Origin of the sequence: Phytopseudomonas flavescens, assembly GCF_900100535.1 — a bacterium.
In the GTDB taxonomy this organism is placed as follows: domain Bacteria; phylum Pseudomonadota; class Gammaproteobacteria; order Pseudomonadales; family Pseudomonadaceae; genus Aquipseudomonas; species Aquipseudomonas flavescens.
The window spans coordinates 145,030-171,169 of sequence record NZ_FNDG01000013.1 but is presented as its reverse complement, the minus strand read 5'-3'; the positions used below and the strand labels follow the sequence as shown (position 1 = coordinate 171,169).

The 26,140-nt window shown below is 59.3% G+C and carries 24 protein-coding genes and 1 pseudogene; 14 read left to right on the top strand and 11 right to left on the bottom strand.

Annotation, left to right across the window (positions count from 1 at the left end; translation table 11 throughout):
* Together BLR94_RS17250 and BLR94_RS17245 are read left to right on the top strand one after the other, a co-directional pair.
* On the top strand, nucleotides 1–309 hold a 309-nt coding region (locus BLR94_RS17250; RefSeq protein ID WP_139207466.1), incomplete at its 5' end, for an IS3 family transposase.
* Nucleotides 310–711: 402 nt separating this feature from the next.
* Nucleotides 712–1,758, top strand: a complete 1,047-nt coding sequence (locus BLR94_RS17245; RefSeq protein WP_244158219.1) for a serine hydrolase domain-containing protein — start codon at nucleotides 712–714, stop codon at nucleotides 1,756–1,758.
* A 358-nt stretch (nucleotides 1,759–2,116) separates the two neighbouring features.
* On the opposite strand, the gene BLR94_RS17235 is transcribed toward BLR94_RS17245, so the two are convergent.
* The 4 genes from BLR94_RS17235 to BLR94_RS17220 all read right to left on the bottom strand — a co-directional run bounded on the left by BLR94_RS17235 (nucleotide 2,117) and on the right by BLR94_RS17220 (nucleotide 3,450).
* Nucleotides 2,117–2,557, bottom strand: a complete 441-nt coding sequence (locus tag BLR94_RS17235) for a GNAT family N-acetyltransferase (protein WP_084307271.1) — start codon at nucleotides 2,555–2,557, stop codon at nucleotides 2,117–2,119.
* A gap of 66 nt (nucleotides 2,558–2,623) precedes the next feature.
* Entirely contained in the window at nucleotides 2,624–2,806 is a 183-nt protein-coding gene (locus tag BLR94_RS17230; protein ID WP_084307272.1) for a DUF1654 domain-containing protein, read from the bottom strand.
* On the bottom strand, nucleotides 2,787–3,170 hold the full coding sequence (locus BLR94_RS17225) for a hypothetical protein (protein ID WP_084307273.1): 384 nt from the start codon (nucleotides 3,168–3,170) through the stop codon (nucleotides 2,787–2,789). Before BLR94_RS17225 ends, BLR94_RS17230 begins: the two co-directional genes overlap by 20 nt.
* Before the next feature lie 25 nt (nucleotides 3,171–3,195).
* Nucleotides 3,196–3,450, bottom strand: a complete 255-nt coding sequence (locus BLR94_RS17220) for a hypothetical protein (protein ID WP_244158215.1) — start codon at nucleotides 3,448–3,450, stop codon at nucleotides 3,196–3,198.
* Between the two features lie 352 nt (nucleotides 3,451–3,802).
* Between BLR94_RS17220 and hpxO the strand changes: the two genes are divergently transcribed.
* Nucleotides 3,803–4,960, top strand: coding sequence for an FAD-dependent urate hydroxylase HpxO (hpxO, locus tag BLR94_RS17215; RefSeq protein WP_084307274.1), 1,158 nt, complete (start codon nucleotides 3,803–3,805; stop codon nucleotides 4,958–4,960).
* A gap of 7 nt (nucleotides 4,961–4,967) precedes the next feature.
* Here hpxO and BLR94_RS17210 read toward each other — a convergent pair whose 3' ends face one another.
* Nucleotides 4,968–5,912 (bottom strand): LysR family transcriptional regulator, encoded by a 945-nt coding sequence (locus BLR94_RS17210; protein ID WP_084307275.1) that lies wholly within the window; start codon nucleotides 5,910–5,912, stop codon nucleotides 4,968–4,970.
* A 126-nt stretch (nucleotides 5,913–6,038) separates the two neighbouring features.
* Here BLR94_RS17210 and BLR94_RS17205 point away from each other — a divergent pair, with 126 nt between their 5' ends.
* From BLR94_RS17205 to BLR94_RS17200, 3 genes and pseudogenes are all read left to right on the top strand, one after another.
* Nucleotides 6,039–7,076 carry an aromatic ring-hydroxylating oxygenase subunit alpha gene (locus tag BLR94_RS17205; protein ID WP_084307276.1) on the top strand — a complete coding sequence of 346 codons (1,038 nt, stop codon included), beginning with the start codon at nucleotides 6,039–6,041 and terminating at the stop codon, nucleotides 7,074–7,076.
* An 85-nt stretch (nucleotides 7,077–7,161) separates the two neighbouring features.
* Nucleotides 7,162–7,428 (top strand): hypothetical protein, encoded by a 267-nt coding sequence (locus tag BLR94_RS27235; protein ID WP_139207465.1) that lies wholly within the window; start codon nucleotides 7,162–7,164, stop codon nucleotides 7,426–7,428.
* Nucleotides 7,359–7,763, top strand: a pseudogene (locus BLR94_RS17200) (2OG-Fe(II) oxygenase family protein); the annotation flags it as partial. The gene BLR94_RS27235 and the pseudogene BLR94_RS17200, both read left to right, overlap by 70 nt.
* Before the next feature lie 157 nt (nucleotides 7,764–7,920).
* On the opposite strand, the gene uraH reads toward BLR94_RS17200, so the two are convergent.
* On the bottom strand, nucleotides 7,921–8,274 hold the full coding sequence (gene uraH, locus BLR94_RS17195) for a hydroxyisourate hydrolase (RefSeq protein ID WP_084307277.1): 354 nt from the start codon (nucleotides 8,272–8,274) through the stop codon (nucleotides 7,921–7,923).
* Between the two features lie 158 nt (nucleotides 8,275–8,432).
* Here uraH and puuE point away from each other — a divergent pair, with 158 nt between their 5' ends.
* The 8 genes from puuE to BLR94_RS17155 all read left to right on the top strand — a co-directional run bounded on the left by puuE (nucleotide 8,433) and on the right by BLR94_RS17155 (nucleotide 18,591).
* Nucleotides 8,433–9,356: an allantoinase PuuE gene (gene puuE, locus BLR94_RS17190; protein ID WP_084307278.1), complete on the top strand. Its 924-nt coding sequence runs from the start codon at nucleotides 8,433–8,435 to the stop codon at nucleotides 9,354–9,356.
* A 2-nt stretch (nucleotides 9,357–9,358) separates the two neighbouring features.
* Nucleotides 9,359–9,874 carry a 2-oxo-4-hydroxy-4-carboxy-5-ureidoimidazoline decarboxylase gene (gene uraD / locus BLR94_RS17185; RefSeq protein ID WP_084307279.1) on the top strand — a complete coding sequence of 172 codons (516 nt, stop codon included), beginning with the start codon at nucleotides 9,359–9,361 and terminating at the stop codon, nucleotides 9,872–9,874.
* 247 nt (nucleotides 9,875–10,121) lie between these two features.
* On the top strand, nucleotides 10,122–11,432 hold the full coding sequence (gene tig / locus BLR94_RS17180) for a trigger factor (RefSeq protein ID WP_084307280.1): 1,311 nt from the start codon (nucleotides 10,122–10,124) through the stop codon (nucleotides 11,430–11,432).
* A gap of 94 nt (nucleotides 11,433–11,526) precedes the next feature.
* Complete coding sequence (gene clpP, locus BLR94_RS17175; RefSeq protein WP_070887516.1) at nucleotides 11,527–12,168, top strand: ATP-dependent Clp endopeptidase proteolytic subunit ClpP; 642 nt, start codon at nucleotides 11,527–11,529, stop codon at nucleotides 12,166–12,168.
* Between the two features lie 110 nt (nucleotides 12,169–12,278).
* The gene (gene clpX, locus BLR94_RS17170) at nucleotides 12,279–13,559 is read left to right on the top strand and encodes an ATP-dependent Clp protease ATP-binding subunit ClpX (protein WP_084307281.1); all 1,281 of its coding nucleotides are present in this window, start codon (nucleotides 12,279–12,281) and stop codon (nucleotides 13,557–13,559) included.
* A gap of 149 nt (nucleotides 13,560–13,708) precedes the next feature.
* Entirely contained in the window at nucleotides 13,709–16,105 is a 2,397-nt protein-coding gene (gene lon, locus BLR94_RS17165) for an endopeptidase La (RefSeq protein WP_084307282.1), read from the top strand.
* A 136-nt stretch (nucleotides 16,106–16,241) separates the two neighbouring features.
* Nucleotides 16,242–16,514, top strand: a complete 273-nt coding sequence (gene hupB, locus BLR94_RS17160; protein ID WP_003239952.1) for a nucleoid-associated protein HU-beta — start codon at nucleotides 16,242–16,244, stop codon at nucleotides 16,512–16,514.
* Between the two features lie 217 nt (nucleotides 16,515–16,731).
* Nucleotides 16,732–18,591: a SurA N-terminal domain-containing protein gene (locus tag BLR94_RS17155; RefSeq protein WP_084307283.1), complete on the top strand. Its 1,860-nt coding sequence runs from the start codon at nucleotides 16,732–16,734 to the stop codon at nucleotides 18,589–18,591.
* A gap of 130 nt (nucleotides 18,592–18,721) precedes the next feature.
* Here BLR94_RS17155 and BLR94_RS17150 read toward each other — a convergent pair whose 3' ends face one another.
* The 5 genes from BLR94_RS17150 to BLR94_RS17130 are packed head-to-tail and all read right to left on the bottom strand — an operon-like array spanning nucleotide 18,722 to nucleotide 26,128.
* Nucleotides 18,722–20,335 carry an ABC transporter ATP-binding protein gene (locus BLR94_RS17150; RefSeq protein ID WP_084307284.1) on the bottom strand — a complete coding sequence of 538 codons (1,614 nt, stop codon included), beginning with the start codon at nucleotides 20,333–20,335 and terminating at the stop codon, nucleotides 18,722–18,724.
* A gap of 1 nt (nucleotide 20,336) precedes the next feature.
* The gene (locus BLR94_RS17145; RefSeq protein WP_084307285.1) at nucleotides 20,337–21,356 is read right to left on the bottom strand and encodes an ABC transporter permease; all 1,020 of its coding nucleotides are present in this window, start codon (nucleotides 21,354–21,356) and stop codon (nucleotides 20,337–20,339) included.
* Between the two features lie 3 nt (nucleotides 21,357–21,359).
* A complete protein-coding gene (locus BLR94_RS17140; protein ID WP_084307286.1) occupies nucleotides 21,360–22,448 on the bottom strand; it encodes a microcin C ABC transporter permease YejB in 1,089 nt (362 codons plus the stop codon).
* Nucleotides 22,449–24,299, bottom strand: a complete 1,851-nt coding sequence (locus BLR94_RS17135) for an extracellular solute-binding protein (RefSeq protein WP_084307287.1) — start codon at nucleotides 24,297–24,299, stop codon at nucleotides 22,449–22,451.
* Nucleotides 24,296–26,128, bottom strand: a complete 1,833-nt coding sequence (locus BLR94_RS17130) for an extracellular solute-binding protein (RefSeq protein ID WP_084307288.1) — start codon at nucleotides 26,126–26,128, stop codon at nucleotides 24,296–24,298. The genes BLR94_RS17135 and BLR94_RS17130 overlap by 4 nt, the downstream gene beginning before the upstream one ends.
* Nucleotides 26,129–26,140 lie beyond the last annotated feature (12 nt).

Genomic DNA, 26,140 nt, shown 5'->3' with positions numbered 1-26,140 from the left:
ATCCACTCAGACCAGGGCAGCCAGTTCAGCAGCCTGGACTGGCAAAGTTTCCTCAAGGCCAACAACCTAATCAGTAGCATGAGCCGGCGCGGTAACTGTCACGACAACGCCGTGGCAGAGAGCTTTTTCCAACTGCTGAAGCGCGAACGCATCAGGCGGAAAACCTACGGCACTCGTGAAGAAGCACGCGCTGATGTGTTCGATTACATCGAGATGTTTTATAACCCTAAACGCCGGCACAGCAGCGCTATGCAGCTATCGCCAGTGGATTTTGAAAAGCGCTATTTCCAGAGCTTGGAAAGTGTCTAGGAAAGCCGGGGCGATTCAGTTCCGGGGAGCGCAGATACTCGATTAAATCCCAGTCCGCATCTGGGAGTTCGTAGCGCCTTGCCATGTGGCCTCCAGCCAATCATGGTGGCTATTCTACTCATATCGACTTTTCGTACAGCCCCTAAGACACTCATTACGCTTTTTGCCTACATGCTCACACCAGGCCTTGCCATCAGCCTGACCAGCGACAATATGCCCCTCGTACACGCCTTGCTCATTCCTGAGCGCTTGGCCGAACAGCTAGTGACGATGGGCGGCTGGGTCATCGAAGAAGGCTACCAGTCACCTGGCCGTAGTACGGTGGGGATTCGCTGTTCTAGGTGTCCGCGCAAAGCATACCGATACTCAATTTGAGTTAAAAAACGAAGTCATGTTTTGAATATGATGTCAGTCTTTTCTCTAACTGCAACTGGGATTTTTTTGTTTATGTCAGACGTATCTGATCACCGGCCTGGACCTGGATCTGTATCATTGTTGTGTTTTGAACAAGGTGGATGCTACGAGCGCAGTGTTGGCGTAGAAAAATTGATTGACTCAAAGCCAATCGGCAGCGATACAGTTTTTGACCTGGCGTCCGTGTCTAAACAATTTACGGCCTTTTGTTTGCTGTTATTGGAGCGAGACGGGATTTTGTCATTGGAAGATCCACTTTGCAGGTTCGTGCCAGAACTCAGCAGCTGTGCTGGTGATGTCGTTTTACGCGACCTGATATACCATATCAGTGGCATTCCCGATTTTGTAGATATCGCGTTGTCGCGAGGCATTAAATTTGACGACCCGCTCTCCGCTGAGCATATTCTTGGTTTGCTTGAAGAACAGGCTGAGCTTCAATTTTCCACAGGGTCTCGATTTGAATACAGTAACTCAGGTTATTTCTTGCTTGGCTTGGTCATATCGCGTGCTAGTGGCATAAGTTTTTCTGACTATGCTCGGGAGCATATTTTTGAGCCTTTATTAATGCGCGACTCATTTATATTGGACGGAATGAGCGAAGACGGGCGTGTGGCGACAGGCTACGCTAAAGATGAAAATGGAGACTATGTTGTGTCTAGAAATCCGTGGAACTGCATAGGGGCGAGCCTGGTGCATTCATCTGCCAGCGACCTGATGAAATGGGGGCATAATTTTTTCCATGCCAAAGTAGGAGGGGCCGCAATTATAGAAAAGATGTTGACGCCCCTGTCTCCAAATAACAATAGGGGGCAACCTATCGCTGACTATTCGGCTTACTGCTTTGGCCTATGCCGAGAAGAGGGCGCGTCAGGCGTCAAATTCTGCCATGACGGAGGCACGGCGGGGTTTAGTACCCATTTCGCTTGCTCAATAGAGGAAGGTTATACAGTGGCAGTTTTATCTAACATCGAAGACCATGATGCGGAGCGGCTAGCCGATGAGATTTGTTCGGCCCATTGCAGTCTCCGCGCCTAACACTGAATCAGTGAATGCCCAGACTTTTTGCATCGCGACATTATTAGTCGGTCCTTACATATGGAGAAACGAAGCTCGGCCGTTATGTTGAATCGCTCCAGTGCACAATATGGAGCATGCAGAGCGATGAACCATGGGAAAAGAGCTGTGGGTAGTCAACCAAGGTGCCAGGTTGCCCGGCCCGATAGGGAACCACTCGCGGCAGCCGAGCGGATGCTGATCCGCTTCTACCGGCAACTGGACGAGGGCGAGCAAGCCTTTATGCGCCGTGCTATTGAAGCGATGGCACGGCGCAAGGCGGAGCGATAATGCCCCCCCGGCCAGGAGCAGGTTTTTTATGGGCACTTACCTTGTGGATCTATTGGCTGAGGTGCTTCTCGAAACGAATGTCACCCGCCGGCAACATTTCCACTGGCTGCCAACCAAGATTGCGATAGAAGCCACTTGCGCGGCTTTTTTCGGCGGTTTCGAGCCATATCGTTTGGTGAGTCTGGAAGAGAAAGGCCTCTGCTTTTTCCATCAATGCACGCCCCAGGCCGAGCCCTTCGAAGGCAGGCAGTACGAAGGCGGCAAACACGCAGCCATCGGCAGTATCGACCATGGAGAAACCCACTGGGGCACCATCGACTTCCGCAACCCAGGCACACGGAGATTCCGATATCGCCAGCCCAATTGATTCAGGGGTAATGCCCATTTCCGTCAATTGGGCGTGGGAGAGGTGGTTTTCCTGGACGCCAGTTCGAATCCTAAAGATAGCGCTGATATCGGACAGCTCAACTGGTCTGATCGTTTTTTTCATACCATATTCCTCGGTTCCATCCGCTAGGGCGCGCGATTCTCACATACCAGCGCTCCGCGTGCTGGCTCAGTCATCCTTTGATACCGTCCAGAACAGATGCGCGCCATCGCGGCGCCAGGTGGTGATGACGTTATCGTTCTGGCTGATCTCATCGAGGATCCGCAGCCAGTCGTCCGGGTTGTCTCCTTCGGCGTGGAGCAGTACCGCTGGGATCAGGGGGGGACTGTGCTCACCTCGCCATTTCGCCACGCTTGAAGGTCTGCGCCTTTATCTGATCATTATCGACTTTCAGCTCGCCGCTCATTAATTCGTCGTGAGTCAAGGCGTCTTCCGGGTGGTTACGCCAACGCCCCCATTGCTTTTCATCCGGAAAAAAGGTGGAGCAGACGACTCTATTGCCCTCAATTCTGTAGCGGTAGGTGAATTTTTGATTGTCGTCTTTTCGCGTGTATGAAATGACAGGCATGTCACCGACTTTGTCAGTACGCATGGCCAAGGCAGGCTGGGACATCTCCACTGAAATGGTGGCTTTGCAGATATCAGTAGCCGTGAACTCGGCAGCTTGAAGCTGAGCGGACACAGTGAAGGCAAGAAGCGGCAATGTAGTCCTCATGAGGTCATCCTTGATTTGGAAATAGCTAGGCGCGCACGCCACTGCATGCGTTGCGTTCGGACTGCAAGAAGCGGTGCTGGTTGCCGTCTGCCAGTGTGAGGATGGCCGGGCCGCTGGCGGTGGCGCTTGCACCTGTGGGCATGAACAGCAGCCGCCCGACCTTCACCGCGGCGATGGCGTCGTGCTGTTCGCCGAGGCGGGCGAGCAGGTTGGCGTCTGATTCGTTGGCTTGATCCAGGTGCACCAGTGGGGGGCTGGACAGTGCGCCGGCGATGATCACCTGCAGGCCATTGCCGGTGGCTAGGGCGCCCCATGGTTGTCGGTGAGGTTGATGCTGATCAGGCGCGGGGTGATGGCGGCGGTGATATCGCGGCCGTCGCTTTTTTCTCTTGAAGGTTCTTTATCTTCAGCACGTTCTGGCACTCCTGCAATCGATCGGCTTGCCCTAGTGGCATCGACCTGGGGGATTCGTTGCGCCAATTCAGTGCGCTGAAGGGGGTGTGCGCCCCATTTCTGTCAATTCCGAAGCAGCCGCGCGCCGCAAATGCCTCGGTAATCCAATGCTGCTATTTTTCTGACCACTTGGACAGTTTTTTGCAGGGTGGGGTGATCCATCGTTATCCGGAGAGTTTATGAAACCTTTGAACGTCGTGATCGCAGGCGCAGGTATGGGGGGGCTCAGCGCCGCTATCGCTCTGCGCCAGGCAGGCCACCATGTGCGTGTTTATGAACGTGCTACCGAGTTGGCCCCCATAGGCGCCGCCATTTCCATCTGGCCAAATGGCGTGAGGGTTCTGGATGCCCTTGGCGTGGGGGCCGAGATCGAAGCCGCTGGTGGCTGCATGCAAAGCATGAGCTACCGCGACCTCCATGGGCAGGTACTCACCCAGTTCAGCCTGGCGGCGCTTTATCAGCACGTGAAACGCCGTGCATTTCCCATTGCCCGGTCCGAGCTGCAGCGGATTCTGCTGCAGGCGGCTGGTGGCGAAAATGTGACGCTTGGCGTTTCCTGTGAAGGTTATATCGAGGATGGGGCCGGCGTAGCGGTATGTCTCTCGACAGGTGAGACGGTCTTCGCAGACCTGCTGGTTGCCGCCAATGGCACGCACTCCTTACTGCGCAATACCGTGGCAGGGCAGGTTATCGAACGACAGTACTGCGGGTACGTGAACTGGAATGGTCGAATCAAGGCGAACGAGGATCTCTCGGCGCCCGATGAGTGGGTCCAGTATGTCGGTGACAACAAACGCGTCTCGCTGATGCCAATGGGAAATGGCGAGCTGTATTACTTCTTTGATGTTCCGTTGCCTGTGGGATCGGAGAATATTCGCGAACGTTACCGAGAAGAGCTTCAGGCGCATTTTCAGGGCTGGGCCGAGCCCGTTCAGAGGTTGATCCGCCGTCTGGATCCAGCCGGGATCGCCCGGGTTGAAATCCATGATACCCGGCGCGTACCCCGCCTGGTGAGCAAGCGTGTCGCGCTGCTGGGCGATGCAGCCCATGCGATGACGCCGAACATCGGCCAGGGCGGGTGTCAGGCGATGGAAGACGCATGGGTGCTGGCCGAGTGTCTGCGCGGGGATCAGGATGTTTCTTCGGCGCTCCAGGCGTATCAAGCTCGCCGCGCAGATCGCGTTGCAGCGATGGTCAGCAAGGCACGCAGGCGAGCAGCGATCATCCATGGGCAAGATTCGCTCGCCACCCTGGATTGGTATGCCGAGCTTCGCGCCAGTGATGGCAGCGATGTGATCCGTGGGCTGATCAAGACCGATGAGGGTGCACCGCTCTGACTGTGCGTCACTGCTCTGAGGGCCTGCCCGCGTCATGTCCCTCACCCTGAGGCCTGAGGTTTTCGATTCGCTCTCTCAGTGCCTCCAGGGTCAGTTGTGCAGCCTTGGAGAGTTGCCGATGAGAGGCGGTGCAGACTGATAGCACCATTGGTTTGAGCTTTTCTGAGCGCAATGGCACGAACGTCATTTCCCGTGCCTTGATGTCAGCCTGGACGTCCAGCCAGGAAAGCAGGCCGACTCCCACGCCAAGGCGAACCAGAGAGCGCAACATCCGTGAATCGTTGCTGTTGATCACCCGCTGTGAATCGATCTCCAGTCGCTGCAGCAGCACCTCGGCGTGCCGGTGCACGATCAGCGGTGCGGCAGGCAGGATCAGGCCGTAGGGCACGGCTTCGCTCAAGTGAAGCCTCGGCCTGGATGCAAGAGGATGGTCGTTGGGCATCAGCAGGCCGAGCGGGATCTCGGCAAACGCCAGCACTTGCAGATCGGTTCCGCCCAGCGGATCCAGCAACAGGCCGAAATCCACTTCATTGGCTAGAATCTGCTGCTGGACATCCCGGTTGCGTGCAGTTCGCAAGCCAAAACTCAAGCCTGGGTACTGCTGGTGCAGTGCGGCAATCGCCTCAGGCACGAAGCCTTCGCTGAGCGCGTCGATCATGGCGATGGCAACGTGACCGCGCCTCAGGCCCCGCAGGTCGTCAATATGCTCATGGGTGCCCCGGAGCTCTTTCTCCCATTCTTTCACCTTCGCCAGCAGCAGCTCGCCAGCGCTGGTCAGCCTTAGGCCGCTGGGCAGCCTCTCGAAGAGCGGCACGCCGAACTCTTCTTCGGCCTGGAGAATCTGCCGGTCAATGGCCGAAGCCGAAATATGCAGGGATTCCGAGGCCTTGCGCATGCTGCCGAGCCTGGCGACTTCAATGAAATAGCGGGTGAACCGGGAAAAGGTAGGCATGGTGCTCTATTTTTTGCAACGGGTATGTGCATTCTTAGCGTTTGAGTGGAGCATCTCGGCTGATTAAAGTCCACTGCGACGCGGCGCGTTCATGACGCCGCGACCCAAACCAGCCTGGTGAGCCCCATGAGTGACGATATTCAAGTCCCCTTGCATTGCACGTTCGAGCAAGCCGACTGGCAGTTGTTGGCGAAGAACTGGTACCCCGTCGCACCCAGCGATGACGTGGCATCGACCCCGTACAAGGCCATGTTGCTGGACGAGCCACTGGTGCTCTATCGAACTCAGGGAGCGCTTGTGGTGGCGCGTGACGTCTGTCCTCACCGGGGCGTTCCGCTGACCATGGGCACAGGCAGCTCGGAGGGCGTGGTTTGTCCGTACCATGGCCTGCGCTTCGGTGTGGCAGGCAAGTGCAACAGGATACCGGCGAGCCCGAATCAGAAAATCCCGGAAAAGATGCGCCTGAGGACTTATCCCGCCGTGGAGCGTTATGGCCTGGTGTGGGTCTGCCTGAACACAGGGTTGACGCCCGCCGATGCCGATATTCCGGTAATGCCGAATTGGGATTTGCCGGATTTTCAGCAGATCCTCTGTCCCAGCGTCGATATTGCTGCATTTGCAGGTCGGCAGATGGAGGGGTTTCTGGATGTCGCGCATTTTGGCTGGGTTCACCTGGAGACCTTTGGTGATCCAGAGAACGTGGAGGTGCCGGCCTACACCTCGGCGTCGACAGAAAAGGGTTTCGAGGCGGTTTACATCAGCGATGTAAGCAACTACCCGATCGGCGTCGAAGCGGACATTGCACAAGGTTTCCTGTGGAAACGGCATTTCGAGGTGCATCTGCCCTTTACCGCCACCTTGACCGTGCATTTCCCGGACGATGGACGTCTGGTCATCATGAACGCGGCCTCACCCGTGTCGGCGAAAATGACGCGCCTGTTCTGCCCGATCGCCAAGAACTTCGACAAGCATATTCCGGTGGAGGACATCCACGCGTTCAACCTTAAGGTATTCGATGAAGACCGAGTTCTCGTGGAGGCACAGAAGCCCGAATGTTTGCCGCTGGACCCGCTGCTGGAAGTCCACATTCCCGCCGATCGCAGTTCCATCGCCTACCGCCGCGGCCTGCGCGACCAGGGGCTCAGTACGTTCTTCCTGCGCTGAACCCGCCGGCAGAGGGGGTTCGTGGCTCTCGTGCGATCAAGGCTAGCTTGTGCTGCCAAAAAGGCATCGGGAAGAGCGATATTTGATGCTTTTCGCCAACTGCCGAAGCGATGACACTTCCGGCATCTCAGCAGGGGTTGCACCTGTGGCATACGCTCAACTCATACCCAAAACCTTCGAAGTTTCTGATACCGCTGCATCACTTCCCATTATCGACATATCAGGCCTTCGTTCGGCGCGTCTCTCCGATCGCACCAAGGTAGGTCAGCAAATCGGCGAAACCCGCCCCAGTCGCCATCTGCCGCGCCTGGTGAAAAAGGTTGTGGCGCTCATACCGATTGGGGCGGACTGACTCTTCTGTTGCAGGACGAAAACTCGGGCTTGCAGGTGTGGGATCAGGAAAGTGATCGTTGGGTCTGGGCGATGCCCGTGCCTGGCTCTTGTGTCGTGAATCTGGGTGACCTGATCGCGCGCTGGACGAACGATCTCTACCGGTCGACTCTTCACCGGGTAGTGAATCTGTCAGGCAATGAGCGCTACTCGGTTTCTTACTTCTATTCCGGCAACATCGGTCACCAAATCGAATGCATCCGGCAATGCTTGGCGTCGGGCCAGTCCCCCAAGTACCCGATGATTACAGTCGAGGAGCATTACAAGAATATGTTCCGCAAGACCTACGCGGTGTAAGCGAAGCTGGATAAATCAAGCCCGATCCCTGATCGGGCGTTTTTCGTTGTGGCCACCCACGGCGGCCGGCGAAGCTGAAGCCGGCCATGTGAGGACGCGGCAAGCGATGCGTCAATACGGTGCAATATTTCTCTGGCTGGCATTGAACAGGGGCGCTTCAACTGCCCCGATAAGTGGAATAACTATAGGGTGAAACCAGAAGGGGAACATGATAGTTCTGCCCCCCGTCGGCGACACCAAAACGCAGAACCGCCACATCCAGGAAAGCCGGCGCGGGCAGGCACAGGCCGCGCGAGCGATAATAATCCCCGATCGCGAAATGCAATTGATAGACCCCCGCCCGGAATGCCTCGCCCTCCAGTAGCGGGCCTGCGCACCTGCCATCGTCGTTGGTCTTGGCGCTGGTGAGCTGATGCAGCGCCTCGCCTTCTACCCGGTAGACACGTACTTCGATACCGCGCCCCGGACAGCCATGGGTGGCGTCCAGTACGTGGGTGCTCAAATGGCCCATGAAAATCTCCTCATATAGATAGGTCGTGTCGCTCTGTCATGGCTGTGCTGCATTCTGGTCAGGTAAAAACTGACCATGTGGGCATGTTTTTTGCAAGACTCTTGCCAGTGCCCCTTGATGGCTCGACCCACCTCGTTGGATAACTGAGGATCCGCAACATGCCGCTTGAATACCCCCGCGACCTTATCGGCTATGGTGCCGTGCCACCTGATCCACAGTGGCCTGGCGATGCCCGCATCGCCTTGTCTTTCGTCCTCAATTACGAAGAGGGCGGGGAGCGCTGCATCCTGCATGGCGATCGAGAGTCCGAGGCCTTCCTTTCCGAAATGGTTGCTGCGCAGCCGTTATCCGATGCCCGCAACCTGTGCATGGAGTCATTGTACGAATACGGCAGCCGGGCGGGCGTCTGGCGCTTGCTGCGGTTATTTCGTGAGCAGCAGATCCCGCTGACCATCTTCGCTGTCGCAATGGCGGCGCAACGCCACCCCGAGGTGATCCGCAGCATGGTTGCCGATGGCCACGAAATCTGCAGTCACGGGCTTCGCTGGATCAACTACCAGGATCTGCCCGAGGCCGAGGAGCGGGCGCACTTGCAGCAAGCCATCCACATTCTTACCGAGATTGCCGGCGAAAGGCCGCTGGGGTGGTACACGGGCCGCACCGGGCCGAACACACGGCGCCTGATCATGGAGGAGGGTGGCTTTCTCTATGACTCGGACACCTATGACGATGACCTTCCCTACTGGGAAAAGGCCACGCCCACGGGCAGTCCGCATCTGGTCATCCCCTACACGCTGGATACCAATGACATGCGCTTTACTCAGGTGCAGGGGTTCAACACGGGCGAGGACTTCTACCTTTATCTGAAGGACGCGTTCGACGAACTCTACGCCGAGGGCGTCAGCGGTTCGCCAAAGATGCTGTCGATCGGCATGCATTGCCGCCTGTTGGGGCGTCCTGCCCGGATGGCCTCGCTACGGCGCTTCATTGCCTACGTCAAAGGCCACGACCGGGTATGGTTTGCCCGCCGCGTCGATATTGCGCGCCACTGGCACGCCACGCACCCTTGCCCGGAGGCCTGATAGTGAGCCGTTTCAAGAGCATTAGACCTTCCGCGCTTGGCCGCGAGCAGTTCATCTGCACCTTTGGCGATATCTACGAGCATTCACCCTGGATCGCCGAATGTGCTTTCGATGCCGCACAGCCCATGGAGCTCGATGATGTCGACCTGCTGCACGGAGTGATGCAGCGCATCCTGCTCTCGGCGGACACCGCGGAGCAACTCCGGTTGATCAATCTGCACCCGGACCTGGCCGGCAAAGCGGCGGTGCGCGGCGAATTGACCGCTGCATCGACCGCCGAGCAGGCCGGGGCGGGCATCCAGGCATGCAGCATCGAGGAGTTCGAGCGCTTTAACACCCTCAATGCGCAGTATCGGGAACGCTTCGGTTTCCCCTTCGTCAAGGCCGTCAAGGGCAGTGATCGACAGCAGATACTGGCCGCGTTCGAGGAGCGGCTGCACAATACCCAGGAACAGGAGCTTGCCACGGCGCTTGACGAAATAGGCAGGATCGCCCTGTTTCGGTTGCGCGCGCTTTAACTCTCGGCCCTTCCAGGGGCGCTGGCAGGGCAAGTTTGCGGCTTCGCGGGTCTGCCTGCGGGTCGCCCCATAAGGGCGGACTGGCGGTGCGCCGAGGAAAGCGCCATGGCCTCTGGCTTGAGGACGCGGGCGCATCCTCACATTCACTTTTCCAGCAGGGTGACTTCTTCACTTCGACCCACTAGAATGCATGCCCTTGATTCTCAGGTCGGAAAGCCGGCTAACGTCTGTGCAACGAGGAATATCCATGCAAGTTTCTGTTGAAAGCACTTCCGCTCTCGAGCGTCGTATCACTGTCGGCGTGCCAGCCGAGCGCATCGAGATCGAAGTCAGCAAGCGTCTGCAGCAGACTGCTCGCCGTGCCAAGGTTCCGGGTTTCCGTCCTGGCAAGGTGCCGATGAGCGTCATCCGTCAGCGCTACGAAGAATCTGCCCGCCAGGAAGCCCTGGGCGAGCTGATCCAGTCTTCCTTCTATGAGGCGGTGGTCGAGCAGAAGCTCAATCCGGTTGGCGCTCCTTCCGTCGAGCCCAAAGCGTTCGAGAAAGGCCAGGATCTGCAATACGTCGCGACCTTCGAAGTGTATCCGCAGTTGGAAATCGGCGGTCTGGAGAAGATTGCCATCGAGCGTCTGCAGGCAGAGGTCGGTGATGCCGACGTGGACAACATGCTGGACATCCTGCGCAAGCAGAATACCCGTTTCGAAGCCGTCGAACGCGCGGCCGAGAAAGACGACCAGTTGAACATCGACTTCGTCGGCAAGATCGACGGCGAAGCTTTCGCTGGTGGTTCCGCCACCGGCACTCAGCTGGTACTGGGCTCCGGCCGCATGATCCCGGGCTTCGAAGACGCCCTGGTCGGTGTCAAGGCTGGTGAAGAGCGGGTCATCAACCCGACCTTCCCCGAGGACTACCAGAACCTCGACCTGGCTGGCAAGACCGCCGAATTCACCGTCAAGGTGAACAGCGTCTCCGCCCCGCAACTGCCAGAGCTGAACGATGAGTTCTTCGCCCTGTTCGGCATCAAGGACGGCGGCCTTGAAGGTTTCCGTGCCGAGGTTCGCAAGAACATGGAACGCGAGTTGCGTCAGGCCATCAAGTCCAAGATCAAGAACCAGGTGATGGAAGGCCTGCTGGCCGCCAACCCGGTCGATGTGCCGAAGGCACTGATTGCCAATGAGGTGAGCACCCTGCGCGTGCAGGCCGTCCAGCAGTTCGGTGGCAACATCAAGCCTGACCAACTGCCGGCCGAACTGTTCGAAGAGCAGGCCAAGCGCCGTGTTTCCCTCGGCCTGATCGTTGCCGAAGTGGTCAAGCAGTTCGAGCTGAAGCCGGATGACGCCCGTGTTCGCGAGCTGATCCAGGAAATGGCCTCGGCCTACCAGGAGCCAGAGCAGGTCGTGGCGTGGTACTACAAGAACGACCAGCAACTGAACGAAGTGCGCTCGGTTGTACTGGAAGAGCAAGTTGTAGATACTGTTTTGCAGAAGGCCAATGTGACTGACAAATCGGTCTCTTACGAAGAAGCAGTCAAGCCGGCAGAAGCTCCACAAGCCGCCTGATCTCTTCGCCTCGTTCGAGAAAGCCATAAGCCAGCCTCAGTGCTGGCTTATGCGTATTCGAGACATCACTTTTATTAGGGAGCAAGTGCTGGAAATGTCGCACAATCCTTTCATGCAGCAAATGTCCGATATCCAGGCCGCGGGTGGTCTGGTTCCCATGGTCGTCGAGCAATCCGCTCGTGGCGAGCGCGCCTACGACATCTATTCGCGCCTGCTCAAGGAGCGGGTGATCTTCCTGATCGGGCCGGTCGAAGACTACATGGCCAACCTGGTTGCCGCGCAGCTGCTGTTCCTCGAGGCCGAAAACCCGGACAAGGACATTCACCTGTACATCAACTCGCCGGGCGGTTCGGTGACTGCCGGTATGTCGATCTACGACACCATGCAGTTCATCAAGCCTGACGTGTCGACCACTTGCATCGGCCAAGCCTGCAGCATGGGTGCCCTGTTGCTGGCTGGCGGCGCCGCGGGCAAGCGTTACTGCCTGCCGCATTCGCGTATGATGATTCACCAGCCGCTGGGCGGTTTCCAGGGCCAGGCCTCGGATATCGAGATCCACGCCAAGGAAATCCTCTTCATTCGTGAGCGCCTGAACCAGGTTCTGGCCAATCACACCGGCCAGCCTATCGAAGTGATCGCCCGTGATACCGACCGTGACCGCTTCATGAGCGGTGAAGAGGCGGTCAACTACGGGCTGATCGACAAGGTACACAGCCGTCGTGAGCAAATCGGCTGAAGAGCGAGGCATGCTGGCCGGCGATAGCCGGTTCAGCTGCACGTCGGGCTTGAAAATGCCCCGGTTTGGCTCCATCTTGTGTTTTAAGCCTACGGTATTGGATTGATCGAATGACTGACACCCGCAACGGCGAGGACAACGGCAAGCTGCTTTATTGCTCCTTCTGCGGCAAAAGCCAGCATGAAGTACGCAAATTGATTGCTGGCCCCTCGGTTTTTATCTGCGACGAGTGCGTCGACCTGTGCAACGACATCATCCGTGAGGAGGTGCAAGAGGCACAGGCCGAGAGCAGCGCGCACAAGCTGCCGGCTCCCAAGGAGATCAGCGCGATCCTCGATCAGTACGTGATCGGTCAGGAGCGTGCCAAGAAGATCCTGGCGGTCGCGGTCTACAACCATTACAAGCGCCTCAACCAGCGCGAGAAGAAGGATGACGTCGAGCTCGGCAAGAGCAATATCCTGCTCCTCGGCCCTACCGGTTCGGGCAAGACGCTGCTGGCGGAGACGCTGGCGCGCTTGTTGAACGTTCCCTTCACCATTGCCGATGCGACCACCCTTACCGAGGCTGGCTATGTGGGTGAGGATGTCGAGAACATCATTCAGAAGCTGCTGCAGAAGTGCGATTACGATGTCGAGAAGGCCCAGATGGGTATCGTCTACATCGATGAAATCGACAAGATTTCCCGCAAGTCCGACAACCCGTCCATCACTCGTGACGTGTCGGGGGAGGGGGTGCAGCAGGCGCTGCTCAAACTGATCGAAGGCACGGTTGCCTCCGTTCCGCCCCAGGGTGGCCGCAAGCATCCTCAACAGGAGTTCCTGCAGGTCGACACACGCAACATCCTGTTCATCTGCGGTGGCGCTTTCGCCGGCATCGAGAAGGTGATCCAGGGGCGCTCCACCAAGGGCGGCATCGGCTTCAGCGCCGAAGTGCGTACCAAGGACGTAGAGAAGAAGATCGGTGAGTCGCTGCGTGAGATCGAGCCGGACGACCTGGTCAAGTTCGGTCTGATTCCCGAGTTCGTTGGCCGTTTGCCGGTCATCGCGACGCTGGAAGAGCTCGACGAGGCTGCCCTGGTGCAGATCCTCACCGAGCCCAAGAATGCACTGACCAAGCAGTACGGCAAGCTGTTCGAGATGGAAGGGGTGGATCTTGAATTCCGTCCCGATGCACTCAAGGCGGTGGCCCTCAAGGCGCTGGAGCGCAAGACCGGCGCCCGCGGCCTGCGTTCGATCCTCGAAGGCGTGCTGCTCGACACCATGTATGACATTCCATCGCAATCGGACGTCAGCAAGGTGGTCATCGATGAGAGTGTCATCGATGGCAGTTCCAAACCGCTGCTGATCTACGAAAACAGCGAGCCGCCAGCCAAGGCGGCGCCAGACGCTTGAAGCGTTTGTCATATGTTGAAAGCAAGGGGCCTGCGGGCCCCTTTGCTTTTGCCGACAGCAGTGCTTGTTTTTTCCCGGGGCTACCCCCATCTTAGGGCCAAGGGTAATCCCACCGTTTACGGCCGCAAGGCCGCTGTAGAGCCAAAATCATGAAGACAACCATCGAATTGCCTCTCCTGCCTTTACGCGATGTCGTGGTCTATCCGCACATGGTCATCCCGCTTTTCGTGGGGCGCGAGAAATCCATCGAAGCACTCGAAGCGGCGATGAACGGGGAAAAGCAGATCCTGCTGCTGGCCCAGAAAAATCCCGCTGACGATGAACCGAGTGAAGAAGGGCTCTACCGGGTCGGTACCGTCGCGACCGTGCTGCAGTTGCTCAAGCTGCCCGATGGCACCGTCAAGGTGCTGGTCGAGGGCGAGCAGCGTGGTGAAATCGAACAGTTCATCGAGGCCGACGGCCACAGCCGTGCAGAGATCCAACTGCTCGACGAAATCGACGCGCCGGAGCGTGAGGCCGAGGTGTTCACCCGCAGCTTGCTCAGCCAGTTCGAACAATATGTACAGCTGGGCAAGAAAGTGCCTGCCGAAGTGCTGTCGTCGCTCAACAGCATCGACGAGCCGAGCCGCCTGGTCGATACCATGGCAGCCCACATGGTGCTGAAGATCGAACAGAAGCAGGAAATCCTTGAGATCATCGATCTGCCGACCCGCGTCGAACACGTACTGGCCCTGCTGGATGCCGAAATCGACCTGCTGCAGGTCGAGAAACGCATCCGTGGTCGCGTGAAGAAGCAGATGGAACGCAGCCAGCGCGAGTACTACCTGAATGAGCAGATGAAGGCTATCCAGAAGGAGCTGGGCGACAACGAGGAAGGGCACAACGAGCTCGACGAACTCAAGCGCCGTATCGATAACGCCGGCTTGACCAAGGAAGCCTACGGCAAGGCCCAGGCCGAGTTGAACAAGCTCAAGCAGATGTCGCCGATGTCGGCCGAGGCCACGGTGGTGCGTTCCTACATCGACTGGCTGGTGAACGTGCCGTGGAAGGCGCAGAGCAAGGTGCGCCTGGACCTGACCCGTGCCGAAAACATTCTCGATGCTGACCACTACGGCCTCGAAGAGGTCAAAGAGCGCATTCTCGAGTACCTTGCGGTGCAGAAGCGCGTGAAGAAGCTCAAGGGCCCGGTTCTCTGCCTCGTAGGCCCGCCTGGCGTGGGCAAGACCTCTCTGGCCGAGTCCATCGCCAGCGCCACCAACCGCAAGTTCGTGCGCATGGCCTTGGGGGGGGTGCGTGACGAAGCCGAAATTCGCGGGCATCGACGGACCTACATCGGTTCGATGCCCGGCCGACTGATTCAGAAGATGACCAAGGTCGGCGTGCGCAATCCGCTGTTCCTGCTCGACGAAATCGACAAAATGGGGCAGGACATGCGTGGCGATCCCGCCTCGGCACTGCTCGAAGTGCTCGATCCCGAGCAGAACCACAACTTCAACGATCATTACCTGGAAGTCGATTACGACCTTTCCGACGTGATGTTCCTGTGTACCGCCAACTCCATGAACATTCCGGCCGCCTTGCTGGATCGCATGGAGGTGATTCGTCTGCCAGGCTACACCGAGGACGAGAAGGTCAATATCGCGGTCAAGTACCTCGCGCCCAAGCAGATTCAGGCCAACGGCCTGAAGAAAAGCGAGTTGGAGTTCGAGGATGAGGCGATCCGCGACATCATTCGCTACTACACGCGCGAAGCAGGCGTGCGAAGCCTGGAGCGGCAGATCGCCAAGGTGTGCAGGCGCGCCGTGAAGAAACACGCCAAGGAAAAACGCTTCCATGTGCTGGTCACGGCCGACTCGCTCGAGGACTTCCTGGGCGTGCGCAAGCACCGCTACGGGCTCGCCGAGCAGCAGGATCAGATCGGTCAGGTGACCGGTCTGGCATGGACTCAGGTGGGCGGCGAACTGCTTACGATCGAGGCGGCAGTGGTGCCCGGCAAGGGCAGCCTGATCAAGACCGGCTCGCTCGGCGATGTGATGCTCGAATCGATCACGGCCGCGCAAACCGTGGTACGCAGCCGTGCTCAGAGCCTGGGTGTGGCGCCGGATTTCTACGAAAAACGCGACATCCACATTCACATGCCCGAAGGCGCCACGCCGAAGGATGGGCCCAGTGCGGGGGTAGGGATGTGTACTGCGCTGGTGTCGGCGCTGACGCAGATTCCGGTGCGTGCCGACGTCGCCATGACCGGGGAAATCACCCTCCGCGGACAGGTTCTGGCGATCGGTGGGCTGAAAGAAAAACTGCTTGCGGCGCACCGGGGTGGAATCAAAACCGTGATCATTCCCCAGGAAAATGTTCGCGATCTCAAGGAAATTCCGGAGAACATCAAGCAGGACCTGCAGATTAAACCGGTTAAATGGATTGACGAGGTCCTGCAAATTGCGCTGCAATACGCCCCGGAGCCCTTGCCAGACGCGGCTCCGGAGTTGGTTGCAAAGGATGAAAAGCGCGAGTCTGATTCCAAGGAGCGAATCAGCACGCATTAGCCGGTCGGCTTCCTTGACACAATTTTAGAGCCCTTGTTATAAAGCGGCTCTTATCGTGTCGGCAGAGCCATCCAGCACCCGATTCGCTTCCATTAAAATCAAGAAACAAACTCAACCGAAATTAAGGGGACTTAGAGTGAACAAGTCGGAACTGATCGATGCCATCGCCGCATCTGCTGATATCCCGAAAGCTGTTGCTGGCCGTGCGCTGGACGCAGTGATTGAATCCGTCACTGGCGCTCTGAAGGCTGGTGACTCCGTGGTACTGGTTGGCTTCGGTACTTTCGCAGTCAAGGAGCGCGCAGCTCGCACTGGCCGCAACCCGCAGACTGGCAAGCCGATCAGCATTGCTGCTGCCAAGATCCCAGGTTTCAAAGCGGGTAAGGCACTGAAAGACGCCGTCAACTAAGCGTCTTCGGGCTTTTGCCCGCCGGGTCGGTTAACCCCGGCTCGGTTGCGGAGCGGCAATAGAACCACCAGGTTCGTGACGCCGGGGATTGTAGAGTGATGATTCCGATCCGCTTCGCACGTTACGAGAAGGCGCATCCCAGGATGCGCCTTTCTTCTATCCGGATTTTACCCACGCTGCGCGGCCATTCTTAGTACGTGGTCGTTCTGGGGGAAGCATGCTGCAAAATATCAGGGACAATTCACAGGGTTGGATTGCCAAGACCATCATCGGCCTGATCGTCGTTCTGATGGCGTTGACCGGCGTTGACGCCATTATTACCGGTGCCAGCAACAGCCAGAACGCGGCCGAGGTGAATGGCAAGGCGATCAGCCAGAATGAACTCAGCCAAGCTGTGGAAATGCAGCGCCGCCAGCTGTTGCAGCAGCTGGGCCAGGAATTCGACCCATCGTTGCTGGACGAGAAACTGCTGCGTGATGCTTCGCTGAAAGGACTGATCGAGCGCGCCCTGCTGTTGCAGGGCGCAGCTGATGCCAAATTCGCTTTTTCTCAGCCTGCACTCGACCAGGTTATCGTGCAGACACCTGAATTCCAGGTGGATGGCCGCTTCAATGCCGAGCGTTTCGATCAGGTGATTCGCCAGCTTGGCTACACCCGTATGCAATTCCGTCAGATGCTCGAGCAGGAAATGCTCATCGGTCAGTTGCGCGCCGGTCTGTCCGGCAGCGGTTTCGTCACCGATGAAGAAGTGACGGCATTCGCCCGCCTCGAGAAGCAGACCCGTGATTTCGCCACCCGCACCCTCAAGGTGGATACCGGTTCGGTGCAGGTCAGCGATGACGACGTCAAGGCCTACTACGATGCCCAGCAGTCTCAGTTCATGAGCCCGGAGCAGGTGGTGCTGGAGTACGTCGAGCTGAAGAAGGATGCCTTCTTCTCGGAAATCACCGTCAGCGACGAAGAGCTGAAAACCGCCTACGAGTCGGAAATCGCCAACCTGGCCGAACAGCGCCAGGCGGCGCACATTCTCATCGAGGTCGGCGGCGACGTCAGCGACGAGCAGGCCAAAGCCAAGATCGACGAGGTGCAGAAGCGCTTGCAACAGGGCGAGGACTTCGCTGCGCTGGCCAAGGAATTTTCCCAGGACCCGGGCTCCGCCAACGAAGGCGGCGATCTCGGCTACGCCGGTAAGGGGGTCTACGATCCCGCCTTCGAGGATGCCTTGTACGCCTTGAAGCAGGACCAAGTATCGGCGCCGGTACGCAGTGAGTTCGGCTGGCACCTGATCAAGCTGTTGGGTGTACAGGCGCCTGAAGTTCCGACGCTCGCCAGCATGAAGGACAAGCTCGAGGCGGATCTCAAGGCTCAGCGGGTCGAACAGCGTTTCGTCGAGGCGACCAAGCAACTGGAAGACGCCGCATTCGAGTCTTCCGATCTGCTTCAGCCCGCTCAGGAGCTGGGCCTGAAGGTGCAGACCAGTGAGCCTTTCGGTCGTCAAGGCGGTAAAGGTCTGGCCAGCAATCGCCAGGTGCTGCAGGCCGCGTTCAGTCAGGAAGTGCTGGAGGACGGCAGCAACAGCGGTGCCATCGAGCTCGATCCGAGCACCCTGGTGGTGGTACGCGTCAAGGAGCACCGCAAGCCGCAGCAACTGACCCTGGAGCAGGTGAGCGACAGCATCCGTGGCCAACTGACCCAGACCCGGGCCAGTGAGGCCGCCAAGGCTGCTGGCGAGGCGTTGGTCGCCGAGCTGCGTGACGGCAAGGCGCAGGCAGAGGGCGGTGACTGGCAGGTGGTGGAAGCCGCTACCCGTAACCAGGAAGGTGTCGACCCGGCCGTGCTGCAGGCGCTGTTCCGCATGCCCAAGCCGACCGGCGACGCTTCCGAGTTCACTGGCGTTACGCTGGGCAATGGTGACTTCGTGGTGGTACGCCTGAAGGGGGTCAGCGAGCCTGAGCAGGCACTGAGTGATGAGGAGAAGGCGATGTACCGTCGTTTCCTCGCTTCGCGCAGTGGCCAGCAGGACTTTGCAGCCTTCCGTAAGCAGTTGGAGAGCAAGGCAGACATCGAGCGCTTCTAAGCGCCGCTGTCCGCCAGTGAGCAAAGGCCCCGGTTTCGGGGCCTTTGTGTTTCCGCCGACCTGTCTCGGTGCAAAGAAAAGGCCCCGCGTCGCAGGACAGCGGGGCCTTTTGCGTTGCATTACCGAAGGTTTATGCGCTGCTGGCCGGCGACAGAAACGCCGCTTCCAGCAGTTGCTGGGTGTAGGCGTGCTGTGGCGCCCGGAAGATCGCCTCGGCGTCGCCTTGCTCGACCACCTGGCCCTGCTTGACCACCATCAACTGATGGCTGAGCGCTCGTACCACTGCAAGGTCATGGCTGATGAACAGGTAGGTCAGGTTGTACTTGGTCTGTAGCGAACGCAGCAGTTCGACGACCTGACGTTGCACGGTACGATCCAGTGCCGACGTAGGTTCATCCAGCAGAATCAGCGCCGGTTTGAGCACCAGGGCGCGAGCGATGGCGATACGTTGCCGCTGTCCACCGGAGAACTCGTGGGGGTAGCGGTGGCGGCTGTCGGGATCCAGACCGACTTCCTGAAGCGCGTCGATAATCGCCTGCTCCTGTTCGCCAGCATTGCCGATGCCATGGATACGCAGGCCTTCGCCAACGATCATGGCCACCGTCATGCGCGGGCTGAGGCTGCCGAAGGGATCCTGGAATACCACCTGCATCTGTCGCCTGAATGGACGCACCTGCGTTTGCGACAAACCATCCAGTGCCTGCTTGTCGAAGCGTATGCCGCCCTGACTGCCGATCAGGCGCAAAATGGCCAGCCCCAGCGTGGATTTTCCGGAGCCGCTTTCACCGACGATACCCAGCGTCTGGCCGCGCTGCAGGCTGAAATTGATGCCATCCACCGCTTTTACATGATCGACGGTGCGGCGCAGCAGGCCTTTCTTGATCGGAAACCAGACGCGCAGGTCATCGACTTCGAGCATGGTTTCTGCGGCTTGCGTGGCCACCGGGTTGCCATCCGGTTCGGCGGCCAGCAGTTCGCGGGTGTAGGGGTGTCGCGGGCTGGTGAACAGCGCCTCGCATTGAGCCTGTTCGACCAGTTCGCCGTTCTGCATCACGCAGACGCGGTTAGCGATACGTCGCACCAGGTTGAGGTCGTGGCTGATGATCAGCATGGCCATGCCCAGGCGCGCCTGCAGCTCCTTGAGCAGTTCGAGAATCTTCAACTGCACGGTGACATCGAGGGCGGTGGTCGGCTCGTCGGCGATCAGCAGCTCCGGCTCGTTGGCCAGGGCCATGGCGATCATCACACGTTGCCGTTGCCCGCCGGAAAGCTCGTGGGGCAGGGCCTTGAGGCGCTTCTGCGGCTCGGGTATGCCGACCAGCTCCAGCAACTCCAGGGTGCGTCGTGTGGCTGCCTTGCCGCTCAGCCCCTTGTGCAGAGCGAGTACCTCGTTGATCTGCTTCTCGATGCTGTGCAGTGGATTCAGCGAGGTCATCGGCTCCTGGAATACCATGGCGATGCGGTTGCCACGGATACCGCGCAGCTTCTTCTCGCTGAGTTTGAGCAGATCCTGATCGGCATAGCGAATGCTGCCGCTGGGGTGCTGCGCCTGCGGGTAGGGAAGCAAACGCAGGATCGAGTGGGCGGTGACCGATTTGCCGGAACCACTTTCGCCGACCAGTGCCAGGGTTTCGCCACGACGAATATCGAAACTGATGTGGTTGACCACTTGCCGATGGCTGTCGCCATTGACGAATGCAACGGACAGGTCACGGACTTCGACGAGGTTTTCGGGGTGGGTCATCTTATTTCCTCGGGTCGAAGGCATCGCGGGCGGCCTCGCCAATGAACACCAGCAGGCTGAGCATGATGGCCAGCACGGCGAAGGCGCTGATCCCCAGCCAGGGCGCCTGCAGGTTGGATTTGCCCTGGGCGACCAGCTCGCCCAGCGACGGAGCGCCGGCGGGTAAACCGAACCCGAGGAAATCCAGGGCGGTGAGGGTGCCGATGGCGCCTGTGAGGATGAACGGCAGGAAGGTCATGGTGGACACCATGGCATTGGGCAGGATGTGCCTGAACATGATCGAAGCGTTGCGCATGCCCAGCGCCCGGGCCGCGCGTACGTATTCCAGGTTGCGGCCGCGGAGGAATTCGGCGCGCACCACGTCCACCAGGCTCATCCAGGAGAACAGCAGCATCAGGCCCAGCAACCACCAGAAGTTGGGTTGTACGAAACTGGCCAGGATGATCAGCAGGTAGAGCACCGGCAGGCCTGACCAGATTTCCAGGATGCGTTGCCCGGCAAGGTCCACCCAGCCGCCATAGAAGCCCTGCACGGCGCCGGCTGCGACGCCGATCACCGAACTCGCCAGGGTCAGGGTCAGGGCGAACAGCACGGAAATCCTGAAGCCGTAGATCACCCGGGCCAGCACGTCGCGCCCCTGGTCATCGGTACCCAGCCAGTTGTCCGCCGAGGGCGGTGCGGGGGCGGGTATCTTGAGCTCGTAATTGATGCTCGAATAGCTGTACGGAATCGGCGGCCAGACCATCCAGCCATTCTTCTGTTCGATCAGGTCCTGAATGTACGGGCTCTTGTAGTTGGCCTGCAGCGGAAACTCGCCGCCGAAGGTGGTTTCCGGGTAGCGTTTGAGGACCGGGAAGTACAGTTCGCCGTCGTAGCTGACCACCAGCGGTTTGTCGTTGGCGATCAACTCGGCACCCAGGGTCACGACGAACAGGGCAAGGAAGATCCACAGCGACCACCAGCCACGCCTGTGGGCCTTGAAGCGTTCGAAGCGGCGTTGATTGAGCGGGGAAAGTGCCATATGTCAGGCCTCCCGGCTTTCGAAGTCGATGCGCGGATCGACCAGGGTGTAAGTGATGTCGCCGATCAGTTTCACGACCAGTCCCAGCAAGGTGAAGATGAACAGGGTGCCGAACACCACCGGATAGTCGCGGTTGATCGCTGCCTCGAAGCTCAGCAGGCCGAGGCCGTCGAGGGAGAAGATCACCTCGATCAGCAGGGAACCGGTGAAGAAAATGCCGATGAAGGCCGCCGGAAACCCGGCGATGATCAACAGCATGGCGTTGCGAAACACATGCCCGTAGAGCACGCGGGTATTGCTCAGGCCCTTGGCTCGCGCTGTGGTCACGTACTGCTTGTTGATCTCGTCGAGGAAGCTGTTCTTGGTCAGCAGGGTGAGGGTGGCGAAATTGCCGATCACCAGCGCGGTCACTGGCAGCGCCAGGTGCCAGAAATAGTCCAGCAGCTTGCCGCTGAGGCTCAGCTCGTCGAAGTTGCTCGAGGTCAGTCCGCGCAGAGGGAACCAGTCGTAATAGCTGCCGCCGGCGAACAGCACGATCAGCAGGATGGCGAACAGGAAGGCTGGAATCGCATAGCCGATGATGATCGCCGAACTGGTCCAGACGTCGAATGCGCTGCCGTGCCGGGTGGCCTTGGCGATGCCCAGCGGAATGGACACCAGGTACATGATCAGCGTGCTCCATAGCCCAAGGGATATGGACACCGGCATCTTCTCCATGATCAGGTCGATGACCTTGGCGTCACGGAAGAAACTCTCGCCGAAATCCAGCTGGGCGTAGTTCTTGAGCATGATCCAGAAGCGCTCGGGCGCCGACTTGTCGAAGCCATACATCTTCTCGATCTCGGCGATCAGCTCGGGGTCGAGGCCCTGAGCCCCACGGTAGTTGGAACCGGCGGTGGAGACTTCACCGCCACCGCCGCCGGAGATTCGTCCGGTGGCACCGCCGGAGGCGGCATCGAAACCTTCGAGCTTGGCGATCATCTGCTCCACCGGGCCGCCGGGCGCTGCCTGGATAATCACGAAGTTGATCACCAGGATGCCGAACAGGGTCGGAATGATCAGCAGCAGGCGCCGCAGAATATAGGCCAGCATTCAGCGTGTTTCCTGCTTGGTGGTGGGCTTTTCTTCTGGGGTGATCACCTCGCCGACAGGTTTCTCCTGCCACCAGGTCATCAGGCCGTAGTCGTAAAGCGGCGATTTCTCCGGATGCCCGAAGCGTTTCCAGTAAGCCACGCGGTAGGCGTCGACGTAATAGTTCGGTACCACGTAGTTACCCCACAGCAAAACGCGATCGAGGGCACGGGTATGGGTGATCAGCGATTCGCGCGAGTCGGCGCGGATCAGTCCGTCCACCAGTTGATCGATGGCCGGATCGCGCAACCCGATGAGGTTGCGGCTACCCGGGTTGTCGGCACTGCTGGAATGCCAGAACTCGCGCTGCTCGTTGCCGGGAGAGCTGGACTGCGGCCAGATCGACGAGGTCATTTCGAAGTCCCGCGAGCGCAGGCGATTGATGTATTGGGACACGTCGACACGACGAATCTGCAGGTCTATCCCCAGTTCCGCGAGGTTGCGCTTGAACGGCAGGATCACCCGTTCCAGATTGGCTTGGTGATTGAGAAACTCGAACGCCAGCTGCTTGCCGTTGGCATCGACCATCTTGTCGTTCTCGATGCGATAGCCGGCCTCGGTGAGCAACTGGTAGGCGCGGCGGGCCTGGTCACGGATGATGCCGCTGCCATCGCTGACCGGTGGCTTGAAGGTCTCGGTGAATACCTGGTCGGGGATCTTCCCGCGCAGCGGCTCCAGCAGTTTCAGCTCCGCCTCGCTGGGCAGGCCGGTGGCGGCCATTTCCGAGTTCTCGAAATAGCTGCCGGTACGTTTGTAGGCACCGTAGAACAGTTGCTTGTTGGCCCATTCGAAATCGAACAGCAGGGCGATCGCCTCACGCACGCGCGCATCCTGGAACATTGGCTTGCGAGTGTTGAATACGAAGCCCTGCATGCCTGCCGGATTGCGGTTGGGGAAGGCTTCCTGGACGAAGCGCCCGGCGCGCAGGGCCGGCGAGTTGTAGCCGGTGGCCCAGTCCTTGGCCGAGTACTCGAGGTTGACGTCGAACTGGCCAGCCTTGAACGCTTCGAGGGCCACCGCCATGTCGCGGAAGTACTCGATGCGAATTTCGTCGAAGTTATATTGTCCACGGGCCACCGGCAGGTCCTTGGCCCACCAGTCCTTGACGCGTTCGAAGCGGATCGAGCTGTTCGGCGAGAAACCGGCGATGCGGTAAGGGCCGCTGCCCAGGGGAATGTCCAGGCCGCCGCGGGAGAAATCGCGGTTCGCCCACCAGTGCTTGGGCAGTACCGCCAGCTGGCCGAGGATCAGCGGCAGTTCACGGTTGCCGGGATGCTTGAAGTCGAATCGCACGGTGCGTTGGTTCTCGGCGACGACTTCAGCGACATCGGCGTAGTAGTGCCGGTACAGGGGGTCGCCATGGGCGAGCAGGGTGTTGAAGGTAAAGATCACATCCTCGGCAGTAACCGGCTGGCCATCATGGAAACGTGCCTTGGGGTTGAGGAAGAAGCGCACATAGCTGTCGTCCGCGCCCTTTTCGACCTTTTCCGCCAACAGGCCGTATTCGGTGAAGGGTTCGTCCGGCGAATGGTAGGTGAGGGTGTCGTAGATCAGGGCCACGCGATCGGCTGCGTTGCCCTTGGGTATGAACGGATTGAAGCTGTCGAAGCCATTGAGGCCGGGCAGGCGCAGGATGCCGCCCTTGGGCGCGTCGGGATTGACGTAGTCGAAATGCTTGAAGTTGGCCGGGTATTTGGGCGGTTCGCCATACAGCGTCAGCGCATGCTGGGGGGCGGCCTGGGACAGGCTGGCAAGGCCAAGCAGCAGCAAGGCGCTGCCGTGTATCAGGAATGAGCGCAGTGGATGCGTCATCGGGCGTTCTCCGTGGTTTTCAGCCACCAGGTGCGCAGCCCCAGCGTGTAGGGCGGCGTGGTGACGAATGCAAAGCGGTTGCGGTACGCCAGGCGGTGATAGTCGATGTACCAGTTTGGAATGGTGTAGTACTGCCAGAGCATCACGCGATCCAGGGCGCGGGTGGCGGCCACCTGTTCGTCGCGGCTGCGGGCGGAAAGCAGCTTCTCGAGCAGGGCGTCGACCACCGGGTCGTGGATGCCGGCGTAATTCTTGCCACCCTTGACGCTGGCCTGGCTGGAATGGAAGTACAGCGACTGTTCCAGGCCCGGGCTGAGGGTTTGCGGCAGGGTCAGCAATATCATGTCGAATTCGAACTGATCCAGACGTTGCTTGTACTGGGCGCGATCCACCGTTCTCAGGTTGGCCTGTATGCCGATGCTCGCGAGGTTTTCGGTGAAGGGCTGGAGGATGCGTTCGAGGTTGGGATTGACCAGCAGAATCTCGAAGCGCAGCGCCTGGCCCTTGTCGTTCAGCAAGCGCTGACCTGAGGGTTTCCAGCCGGCGTCGGCCAGTAGACCGAGGGCACGGCGCAAGGTTTCCCGGGGGATGCCACGGCCGTCGGTGACCGGCATCTGGAATGGCTCGGTGAACAGCTTCGCCGGCAGTTGAGTACGAAAGGGCGACAGCAGCAGCCACTCCGCGCCCTCCGGTTTGCCCTTGGCCGAGAACTCGCTGTTGGGGTAATAGCTGGCGGCGCGGGTGTAGGCACTGTTGAACAGGGTGCGGTTGGTCCACTCGAAATCGAACATCAGCCCCAGCGCTTCGCGCACGCGCACGTCTTCGAAGGTGCTGCGGCGCGTATTCATGAACAGCGCCTGAGTCTGGGTGGGGATCTGGTGAGGGATTTCCGCACGCACCACATCGCCACGAGTGACCGCCGGAAAGCGGTAGTTGTTGGCCCAGTTCTTCGCCTGCTGCTCGATGTAGAGGTCGAATTCACCGGCCTTGAAGGCTTCGAAGGCGACGTGACTGTCGCGGTAGAAGTCCACGTCGACGCGATCGAAGTTGTACTTGCCGCGGTTGACCGGCAGCGAGGCGCCCCACCAGTCCTCGACCCGTTCGAAGCTCAGGTGGCGTCCCGGATCGACCTGAGTGATGCGGTAGGGGCCGCTGCCCAGTGGCGGTTCGAAGGAGGTCGCCTTGAAGTCTCGGCCTTTCCAGTAATGCTGCGGCAGTACCGGCAACTCGCCAAGACGCAGGATCAGCAGCGGGTTGTTCGAGCGTTTGAGAACGAAGCGCACCCGATGGCGATTGAGGATGTCGACCCGCTTCACTTCCTGCAGGTTGGTGCGGTACTGCGGGTGCCCTTCCTTGAGCAGCAGGCGGTAAGAGAAGGCCACGTCGTAGGCGGTGATCGGCTTGCCATCGTGGAAGCGCGCCTGCGGACGCAGGTTGAACACCACCCAACTGCGATCTTCGCTGTACTCCACCGACTCGGCGATCAATCCGTAGCTCGAGGCGGGTTCGTCACCGGAGGGGTCGTACATCCCGGTGCCGACCATCAGCGGCTCGTTCAGCTCTGTGACGCCATATTGCAAGAAGTTGGCCGTGGCGACCGGACTGGTGCCCTTGAGGGTGTAGGGATTGAGGGTGTCGAAGCTGCCGGCAGCCATGATCCGCAGGGTGCCGCCTTTGGGCGCCTCGGGATTGACCCAGTCGAAGTGGGTGAAACTGGCCGGATACTTGAGCGTACCGAACTGCGCATAGCCGTGGCTTTCGCTGAGCGTTGCCAGGGCCGGGAAGCTGCTGGCCAGGCCGAAAATCAGCGAGAGGAGAGGGCGTCTCAAGTGCAATATCCG

What these genes read in the sequence shown, in the direction of transcription:
- BLR94_RS17235 (WP_084307271.1), bottom strand. Translation starts at nt 2,557, where the DNA reads ATGAAAAAAACGATCAGACCAGTTGAGCTGTCCGATATCAGCGCTATC.
- BLR94_RS17205 (WP_084307276.1), top strand. Translation starts at nt 6,039, where the DNA reads ATGAGTGACGATATTCAAGTCCCCTTGCATTGCACGTTCGAGCAAGCC.
- tig (WP_084307280.1), top strand. Translation starts at nt 10,122, where the DNA reads ATGCAAGTTTCTGTTGAAAGCACTTCCGCTCTCGAGCGTCGTATCACT.
- BLR94_RS17210 (WP_084307275.1), bottom strand. Translation starts at nt 5,912, where the DNA reads ATGCCTACCTTTTCCCGGTTCACCCGCTATTTCATTGAAGTCGCCAGG.
- uraH (WP_084307277.1), bottom strand. Translation starts at nt 8,274, where the DNA reads ATGGGCCATTTGAGCACCCACGTACTGGACGCCACCCATGGCTGTCCG.
- clpP (WP_070887516.1), top strand. Translation starts at nt 11,527, where the DNA reads ATGTCGCACAATCCTTTCATGCAGCAAATGTCCGATATCCAGGCCGCG.
- BLR94_RS17140 (WP_084307286.1), bottom strand. Translation starts at nt 22,448, where the DNA reads ATGCTGGCCTATATTCTGCGGCGCCTGCTGCTGATCATTCCGACCCTG.
- hpxO (WP_084307274.1), top strand. Translation starts at nt 3,803, where the DNA reads ATGAAACCTTTGAACGTCGTGATCGCAGGCGCAGGTATGGGGGGGCTC.
- BLR94_RS17245 (WP_244158219.1), top strand. Translation starts at nt 712, where the DNA reads ATGATGTCAGTCTTTTCTCTAACTGCAACTGGGATTTTTTTGTTTATG.
- BLR94_RS17155 (WP_084307283.1), top strand. Translation starts at nt 16,732, where the DNA reads ATGCTGCAAAATATCAGGGACAATTCACAGGGTTGGATTGCCAAGACC.
- puuE (WP_084307278.1), top strand. Translation starts at nt 8,433, where the DNA reads ATGCCGCTTGAATACCCCCGCGACCTTATCGGCTATGGTGCCGTGCCA.
- clpX (WP_084307281.1), top strand. Translation starts at nt 12,279, where the DNA reads ATGACTGACACCCGCAACGGCGAGGACAACGGCAAGCTGCTTTATTGC.
- BLR94_RS17150 (WP_084307284.1), bottom strand. Translation starts at nt 20,335, where the DNA reads ATGACCCACCCCGAAAACCTCGTCGAAGTCCGTGACCTGTCCGTTGCA.
- BLR94_RS17225 (WP_084307273.1), bottom strand. Translation starts at nt 3,170, where the DNA reads ATGAGGACTACATTGCCGCTTCTTGCCTTCACTGTGTCCGCTCAGCTT.
- BLR94_RS27235 (WP_139207465.1), top strand. Translation starts at nt 7,162, where the DNA reads ATGCTTTTCGCCAACTGCCGAAGCGATGACACTTCCGGCATCTCAGCA.
- BLR94_RS17145 (WP_084307285.1), bottom strand. Translation starts at nt 21,356, where the DNA reads ATGGCACTTTCCCCGCTCAATCAACGCCGCTTCGAACGCTTCAAGGCC.
- lon (WP_084307282.1), top strand. Translation starts at nt 13,709, where the DNA reads ATGAAGACAACCATCGAATTGCCTCTCCTGCCTTTACGCGATGTCGTG.
- BLR94_RS17135 (WP_084307287.1), bottom strand. Translation starts at nt 24,299, where the DNA reads ATGACGCATCCACTGCGCTCATTCCTGATACACGGCAGCGCCTTGCTG.